Source organism: Polaromonas sp. P3_C2, assembly GCF_056402675.1.
Genome location: NZ_JBFUGX010000149.1, coordinates 1 through 7,702, shown reverse-complemented (window position 1 = coordinate 7,702; position 7,702 = coordinate 1). Strand labels below are relative to the sequence as shown.

Here is a 7,702-nt window from a genome sequence, read left to right as displayed (position 1 = left end):
GTTCCCTTGAAGCCGAACCGGGACGCGTTGCCCGTGATGAGCGTCTGCGAGACCGAGCCGGTCTTCGAGTTCTCGAAGCTCGTATCCATCTTCCCGTAGATCGTTACCGTGCTTTGCGCCAACGCGGCAACGGGTGCTATTGCACCGGCAGCAACCGCTGCCAGGCAGATCATCTTGTAATTCATTCCTCACTCCTCAAAGTTTTCTATAGATAGCGGGAGCCCAATCACCGCCGTATGGATATTCGCGGGCAAAGTTCGCCCRGGCCCGAGAAGATTTCGTCTTCCACGGGGCAGCAACTCACAGGTGCGTGTATGTGCGCGTCAACCGTCTGGCTGCGGCAGCGTGGTGGGGTGGTGAAGGTTCATGCGCGGCTATTCCAGAACAATCTTGTTGGCCTGAGCGACATCCTTGAAGAACCGGATGCGTTGAATGACTTCCTGCCGGTATTCGGCGGGGCGCACGTTCTCGGGCAGCATCGCACCGCGTTTGCGCCAGGCTTCCAGCGTGTCCTTGTCGCGAAGAATGGTGCGTACCGCGTCGTAGAGTTTCTGGATGATGGCCTCCGGCGTTTTTGCCGGCGCTGCCAACCCCGTCCACGACGTGAGGTTCAGGTCGGGCAGCTTGAGTTCGTCGAAGGTGGGAACATCAGGCAACTGCGGTGCGCGCAGCGGCGAGGCGACGGCCAGTGCGCGCAGGCTTCCGCTCTGCAGCATGGCCAGGTTGGAGGGCAGGTTGTTCCACGTCAGCTGAACCTGCCCCGAGAGCAGATCCGTCAGTGCCGGTCCGGCGCCCCGGTAGGGAATGTGCGTGATGAACAGGCCCAGCTTCGACTTGAGCAGCTCCATGCTCAGGTGTGCCACCGAGCCGTTGCCCGACGATGCGTAGTTCAATTTGCCGGGGTTGGCCTTGGCGTAGCGTACAAATTCGGCAAAGGTCTTGACCGGGAGCTTGGCGCTGGCGACCAGCACGTTCGGCAGCCTGTCGATCAGCGTGATGTAGGCGAAATCGTTCACTGCGTCATAAGGCAGGTTGGGTGACACCGCCGGATTGACCACATGGGTCGACTGCGAAGTGACGACCAGCGTATAGCCATCGGGCGCGGCCTTTGCAACAATGCCGGTGCCAATGGCGCCACCTGCGCCGGCCTTGTTGTCGATCACGACCGGCTGGCCCAGCAGCCTGCCCAGTTTGTCGGCCATGGCGCGTGCTGAGATGTCCACCGCCCCGCCCGGCGGGAACGGCACGATGAGGGTAATGGGACGGCTCGGGTAAGCCTGCGGCTGGCTGAATGCCGGGCACGCCACCGCGCTCGCCGCGCCGGCCGCTATGCCCAGGAATTTGCGACGGCTTGGGATGGTGATCATGCTGTGTCCTTGATGTTGACGTGGCGTTTCGGGTGAGTGGTTTCTTCCCTGATGTACCCCGCGATGGCCTGCAGCACCAGGTGAATGCGCTTCTTGAGTTCAGGAAACTGCCGCTTCGGCTCGCGTGTTGTTTCGTTGAGGTAGAGCGACCTGTTGATTTCGATCTGCAGGCTGTGCTGTCCGTGTGCGGGCCGGCCAAGAGTGCGCACCAGGTCTTGCCCCGCATAGGGGTCGTTCAGTGCGACGGTGTAGCCTTGCCGCTTGAACTCGTCCCCGACGAAGTCAGCGAAAGCCGCGCTGCAGCTGGCGCCATGCAGGTTGCCCAGCACGATGTCGGCCAGCGGCTTGTCCGGCAACCCCAGGCGCACATACGCGTTGCTCGGCATGGAATGGAGGTTGAGGTGCCACCGTTCACCCTGCGGGGTGCTTGACTGGGCCAGCGCGTCCTCCAGCGCATGGCGATACGGCCGCCAGCAGCTTTCAATCCGGTGTTTGATTTCGCTGGCATGAAGCCGGCGGCTGTAGATCGGCTGTAGTGTCGGAGTCTTGCTGAACACCAGGCCGTTACCCAGCCGCAGGCAGGGTTGAGAAGGGGCCACTGGCTCAGCCCACTCTCCGTCCAGCATCGCAAGGTCGATGTCGTCCTCGCTGCGGTTGGGGTCGATATAGCTGCGCGGAAACGTCGCGTGCACCAGCGTCGCGCCGACCAGCGGCGCCGCGTCCCAAAGTTGCTCGATCAGCGTGTCTTCGCATTGCCGCAGTTGCTGCAATTCAATGGAAAAATCGAAGTCCTGCGGATAGTAGGTGCCGCTGTGGGGGGAGTCGCACACCAGTGCGATGGGATCAACGACGGGTCGGACGACTTTGACGGGTTCGGCGCGGGACATGGTTTGGCTCATGGCGGGTAGTGTGGCGCCGCGAGTGCTGCGCGACAAACGACAATTTCAAAGCTGCTGATTAGATGATCTAATAGGGCCATGAAATTCAAGTCGCCGTCGCTGGCCGAACTGCACGCGTTTCTTGGGGTCTGCCAATTGGGGAGTTTTCGCCGCGCGGCGGAAGTTCTCTCTGTCACGCAGGGCGCCGTCAGCCAGGCCATCCTGCGCCTGGAACAACGGCTCGGCTGCAGCCTGTTCGACCGTCAGCAGGCGGGCGTTGTGCCCACAGTCCGCGGGCGCGAATTCCAGAAGCTGGTCGAAACCCATGTCGCCGGGCTGGAGGCGGCGGTCACCCAGTTCGGCGGAGAGTCATCGCAACACAAAGTGCGGGTGAGCGTCATACCAACCCTCGGAACGCGCTGGCTGGTCCCCAGGCTCGCGCAATTCAAGTCCTTGAATCCCAATGTTGAGGTGGAGCTGCGCCAATTTCATTTCGACGAGGACTTCAAGCGCGACGACGTGGACCTGTGGATCGCGCTCAGGCGTCCCGGAAGGAGGTGGCCACGCGGTATCCGTGGATGCTATCTGCTGGGCAACGAGATCACGCCCGCATGCACACCCRCACTTGCGCGAAGCATTCAGCATCCGCGGGATCTCGCGGCGCATACCCTTCTTCATCATATCAACTACCCCGACAACTGGGCCGTGTGGATGGAGGGTGCAGGTTTAAAGCAGCCCAAGCCAGCATTGGGCCCGGGGTTCGATCTGGGCAACAACCTCATCGTCGCGGCATGCGCCGGCATGGGAGCCATCGTCATCCAGCCGTGCCTCATCGAGAGCGAACTCGAAAGCGGCAAGCTGGTCCTGCCCTTCGACACCCGGGTCCTGATCGCGCGCGGCTATTACCTTTGCCAACGATCAGCTGCCGCCCACAGTAATCGCGCCGTTGAAGCGTTTGCCTCATGGCTGCAAGAGCAGGCCGGCAACACGGCCGGCGCCTGACCTCTCCCAGGCGCTGCGATCAGGCTGCGCCGGCCCCGTCCTCGCGGGCCGGCAGGCCCATGCCCTTGGGCAATCCCTCGCGCAGTGCTTCGATAAAGCGGCGCAGCTTGGCCGGATAAAAATTCGAATAGGGGTAGATCAGGTAGACCGGCAGGGGCTCAGCACACCACTGCGGCGCCAGGTGCAGCAGCCGGCCTTCGGCCACGTCGCCCGCCACCAGCCAGGTCGAAGCGATGCTTGCGCCCAGGCCCAGCAGCGTGGCGTTGCGCAGGGCAAACAGGCTGTCCGTGCCCAGGCGCGGCTGTATTGCAAAGCGGTGCTCTTCGCGGCGCTGGTCGGCGTGGCGGCGGATCAGCACCACCTCGTTGCGGTAGAACGTTTGCAGGGCCAGCCAGGGCAGGGCCTGCAGACCGGTGGGATGCAGCGGCGGCGGTTTGTTTTGCAGCAATGAGGGCGCTGCCACCACGATGCGCCGGACTTCAGCGATCTTCACAGCCACCAGGGAGGGGTCTTCCACCGTGCCCACATGCACCGCGCAGTCGATGCCCTGCGTGATGAAGTCGGGCGTGCCGTCATGCAGCAGCCACTCCACCGTGACGCGTTCGTGGCGCCGCAAATAGTCGACCACCGGCCCCACCAGCTGCTGCTGGCCCAGCGCATGCGGTACCACCACACGCAGCGTGCCCTCCGGCACTTCCTGTGTGCCGCGCAGGTCGGCCTCAAAAGCCCCCCAGTTGCCCAGCAGCTCCTTGGCACGGGCAAAGCAGCGCTCGCCACCCTCCGTCAGTTTCATCGCGTGGGTGGAGCGCTGCAGCAGCTTCAGGCCCAGCGAACGTTCCAGCGCCTGAAGGCGCCGGCTGACTGTGGGTTGCGTGGCGTTCATCTGCGCTGCGGCGGCGGACAGGCTGCCCGCCTCCACGATGCGCACAAAGGTCTGCATGAGTTCGATCCGGTCCGGTGCGGTTTTCATGAGGTACCCCAGGTTGCTTATGCGTTTTGCGTATGACCATTGTGCCCAATAGCAGCCTTCACAGCGCAAAACCTCACCCGCATACTCGCATCCTGCCTCAAATCGGGATTTTCCTCATGACTTCTACAGCTAATACGCATGACCAGACCGGGCCCGGCTTGCCGTTCCCATTGATTCTCCTGCTCGCCACCGGTGCCGGCCTGGCCGCAGCCTCGCTCTATTACAGCCAGCCCATGCTGGCCTTGCTGCTTGCTGAGTTCCAGTCCACGCCCGCCGCCATCGGCCTGGTGCCCACGCTGACCACGCTCGGTTATGCGCTGGGCATAGGACTCCTCGCGCCGCTGGGCGATCGCTATGACCGCCGGCGCATCATCCTCGGCAAGGCCGCCGCTCTGGTGCTGGCGTTGCTGCTCGCCGCCGCCGCGCCGTCCGTGGCGGTGCTCGCACTGGCCAGCCTCGCGATCGGTCTTGCGGCCACGCTGGCGCAAGACATCGTGCCGGCCGCCGCCACACTCGCACCCGAAGCCCGTCGCGGCAAAACCGTGGGCACGGTGATGACCGGCCTGTTGCTGGGCATCCTGCTGTCGCGCGTGGTGGCCGGCGTCGTGGCTGAGCAGTTCGGCTGGCGCAGCATGTTTGTGGGCGCGGCCCTCAGCATTGCGCTGCTGGGCGTGGCGGTGTGGCGGCGGCTGCCGCGCTTTGAGCCGACCACGCAGCTGCCCTACCTGGCGCTGCTAGGCTCGCTTGCCACGCTGTGGAAGCGCCACGGCGCGCTGCGCCGCGCGGCCACCGCACAGGGCCTGATCAGCATCGGCTTCAGCGCCTTCTGGTCCACGCTGGCCATCATGCTGCACGCCGAGCCCTTCAACCTGGGCAGCGGCGCCGCTGGCGCCTTCGGTGTGGCCGGTGCCGCCGGTGCGCTCGCAGCACCGCTGGCCGGCCGCATCGCCGACAGCAAAGGCCCTGAAGTCGTCACCCGGCTGGGCGCTGTGCTGGTCGCCGCCGCTTTCATCGCCATGGCCTGTGGCCCCAACCAGCTGTGGCTCATTGCGCTGGGTGCAGTGGTGTTTGACCTGGGCGCGCAGGCCACGCTGATTGCTCACCAGACCATCGTCTACGGCATTGAACCCGCCGCGCGCAGCCGGCTCAATGCGGTGCTGTTCATCGGCATGTTCAGCGGCATGGCCGGCGGTGCGTGGCTGGGTAGCGTGGTGCTGGCGCACGCCGGCTGGCAGGGCGTGTGCGTGATGGCCGCGGTATCGGGTGCGGCAGCACTGGTGGTGCGAATGTGGCCAGCGAAGAAACTGGTGCGCTGCGCCGCGTGAAAACGACGCTGAACCGTCAAGCCTTTTTGGGAATCGTGGCCACCATGCCCGCCGTGCGTGCCCTGACCTCCGGTGTCGCCAGGCAGGTCATCACCGCCTCGTAGCCCGGCGCGCCGGGATAGGGCGCGACGCGAACCGGCGGGCTGTGGTTGGCCGGGCAAAGGATGACGGCTTCCTCCGCGCCCATCGCCGCCAGATCCAGAATCGACGACGAACGTGTCATCAGGAAAAGCGGGCGTGCGCCAAGCCCGGCGCGTTGGCGCAGGTAGATGATGAGCGCTTCCTGCGTGGCCTGGTCCAGCCCTTGCTCCACCATGTCGACCACAAAGACGGCGGGCCCTTCGGCTTCCAGTCCCGCCAGCAGCGCGGTCAGTGCTTCCGAGGCTACAGCTCCTTCATCCACCAGCCACGCCAGTGTCCTGTCAACACGCTGCTTCAATGCAGCATCCTTGTCCGTGTTGTCCAGCCGGTCCAAACCCAGAAAGACCGCATTCGGCAGCCGCTCAGCCAGCAGCATCGCCAAACGAGTCTTGCCGCTGCCAAGCGGCCCGATGATGTAGTTCAGTGGGCGTATGCCGGCAAGCTCAAACCACTCGCCGCCCCAGGGCCAGGGCAACTCAAAACCCACGCTGAATTTGGCATAAGGATGAAGCACACGCGCCAGCTCCCCCTGGCCCGGCGCCCTGCCGCGAAGAAGGTCCGCACGCAACGTGCGGACCTTGCCTATCGTGTCTACGAGTTCGCTCACTTGCGATTCGAGCGCCACCTCGTGCAAGGCAAGCGCAGGCTCCAGGCTTTGCGGGTCACCCACAAAAGCCTCTGCCACCTGAGCCAGGCTCAGGCCCAACTTGCGCAGCGTCACCACCTCGGCGGCACGCGCCATCGCGTCGGGACCATAAATCCGGTAGCCGGTGGCGGCGCGCTCCGGTGTTACCAGGCCGCGCTGTTCATACAGCCGCAAGGCTTTGATCGATACGCCAAGCCGCCTGGCCGCTTCGGAGGCGCCTGGGTGTGCGCGGGGAGAATTCATGAGAGACCTCTGGGTTGCTTCAGCATTGCTTTTGAACTTTCAGCATCATGAAGGCGGACCCAGGGGCCAAGTCAACAGGACATTGAAAAACTCAGGCCATCAGCGCTTCTTTCGGAAAATCCGTCGAAGCCGACAGCGCCTTCCAGGCCTTCACCTCGGCCTCCACAAACGCATGCTTGTCTGCAATCACTTTCAGCGTGTCGGTGCCCATCGGCAGGCGCAGCGGTGGGGTGTCGGCCTCCACCAGCTTCAGCATCGCCTGCGCCAGGCGCAGCGGGTTGCCCGCCTGGTTGTGGTTGATCTCTTTAGCAGCTTCGCGCACCCTGCCTGCGCTTTGGGCGTAGTCGTCCAGAATGCGCGGCGACACCGCAAGTGAGGCGTTGTCCAGGAAGTCGGTGCGGAAGTAACCGGGCTCCACGGTGGTGACGTGAATGCCCAGCGGTGCCAGTTCGCCATGCAGCGCTTCGGTCAGGCCTTCCACCGCAAACTTGGTTGAGCAGTACACGCCAAAGCCCGGGCCCGACTGGTAACCACCCAGCGACGAGATGTTGATGACGTGGCCGCTGCGGCGCGCACGCATGGCCGGCAGCACAGCGCGTGTCACGTTCAGCAGGCCGAACACATTGGTTTCGTACAGGCGCCGCACCTCGTCGCCGGTGGCTTCTTCCACCGCGCCCAGCAGGCCATAGCCCGCGTTGTTGACCAGCACGTCGATGCGGCCAAAACGTGCCAACGCGGCTTGMACGGCGGCCGCCGCCTGTGCTTCGTCGGTCACATCCAGCGGCAATGCCAGCAGCGCAGCGCTGGCGGGAAATCTTTTTTGCACTGAGGCGGCGTCGCGCGAAGTGGCCACCACCGCGTCACCGTGCGCCAGCGCCGCTTCGGCAATGCGCGCGCCAATGCCGCGCGCCGCGCCGGTGATCATCCAGATACGTTTGAAGTCAATCTTTGCATTCATGGTCTTGCCCCTAAAAAATGTTGCTGAGGAGGGCAATGTAGGTTTTTGATTAAGTGTTGAATAGCCCACAATCGGTGAGTTCATAATCAAGCTAATCGTGACAATTAGGGGCTTGCTCCCCGTAAAACCGCCAGGAGCCGCCATGGCCTTCAATGCCGCCATGGCCTTCAAT

The 7,702-nt window shown here is 64.0% G+C and carries 8 protein-coding genes; 2 read left to right on the top strand and 6 right to left on the bottom strand.

The features are described 5' to 3' along the window. The 3 genes from AC1DWI_RS08535 to AC1DWI_RS08525 all read right to left on the bottom strand — a co-directional run. Window positions 1-185 (bottom strand): porin (locus AC1DWI_RS08535; protein WP_477724671.1); only part of this gene is annotated, 185 nt, incomplete at its 3' end. A 189-nt stretch (window positions 186-374) separates the two neighbouring features. Further along, window positions 375-1,367, bottom strand: coding sequence for a Bug family tripartite tricarboxylate transporter substrate binding protein (locus AC1DWI_RS08530; protein WP_477670499.1), 993 nt, complete (start codon window positions 1,365-1,367; stop codon window positions 375-377). Beyond that, window positions 1,364-2,254, bottom strand: coding sequence for an N-formylglutamate amidohydrolase (locus AC1DWI_RS08525; protein ID WP_477670500.1), 891 nt, complete (start codon window positions 2,252-2,254; stop codon window positions 1,364-1,366). Before AC1DWI_RS08525 ends, AC1DWI_RS08530 begins: the two co-directional genes overlap by 4 nt. Before the next feature lie 90 nt (window positions 2,255-2,344). Between AC1DWI_RS08525 and AC1DWI_RS08520 the strand changes: the two genes are divergently transcribed. Continuing rightward, on the top strand, window positions 2,345-3,247 hold the full coding sequence (locus AC1DWI_RS08520; protein ID WP_477724670.1) for a LysR substrate-binding domain-containing protein: 903 nt from the start codon (window positions 2,345-2,347) through the stop codon (window positions 3,245-3,247). Window positions 3,248-3,266: 19 nt separating this feature from the next. Here AC1DWI_RS08520 and AC1DWI_RS08515 read toward each other — a convergent pair whose 3' ends face one another. After that, window positions 3,267-4,217 (bottom strand): LysR family transcriptional regulator, encoded by a 951-nt coding sequence (locus AC1DWI_RS08515; protein WP_477670502.1) that lies wholly within the window; start codon window positions 4,215-4,217, stop codon window positions 3,267-3,269. Between the two features lie 116 nt (window positions 4,218-4,333). Here AC1DWI_RS08515 and AC1DWI_RS08510 point away from each other — a divergent pair, with 116 nt between their 5' ends. Next, a complete protein-coding gene (locus AC1DWI_RS08510; protein WP_477670503.1) occupies window positions 4,334-5,542 on the top strand; it encodes an MFS transporter in 1,209 nt (402 codons plus the stop codon). Window positions 5,543-5,558: 16 nt separating this feature from the next. Here AC1DWI_RS08510 and AC1DWI_RS08505 read toward each other — a convergent pair whose 3' ends face one another. Both AC1DWI_RS08505 and AC1DWI_RS08500 read right to left on the bottom strand, forming a co-directional pair. After that, window positions 5,559-6,572, bottom strand: coding sequence for a MerR family transcriptional regulator (locus AC1DWI_RS08505; protein WP_477670504.1), 1,014 nt, complete (start codon window positions 6,570-6,572; stop codon window positions 5,559-5,561). Window positions 6,573-6,663: 91 nt separating this feature from the next. Next, a complete protein-coding gene (locus AC1DWI_RS08500; RefSeq protein WP_477670505.1) occupies window positions 6,664-7,530 on the bottom strand; it encodes an oxidoreductase in 867 nt (288 codons plus the stop codon). Window positions 7,531-7,702 lie beyond the last annotated feature (172 nt).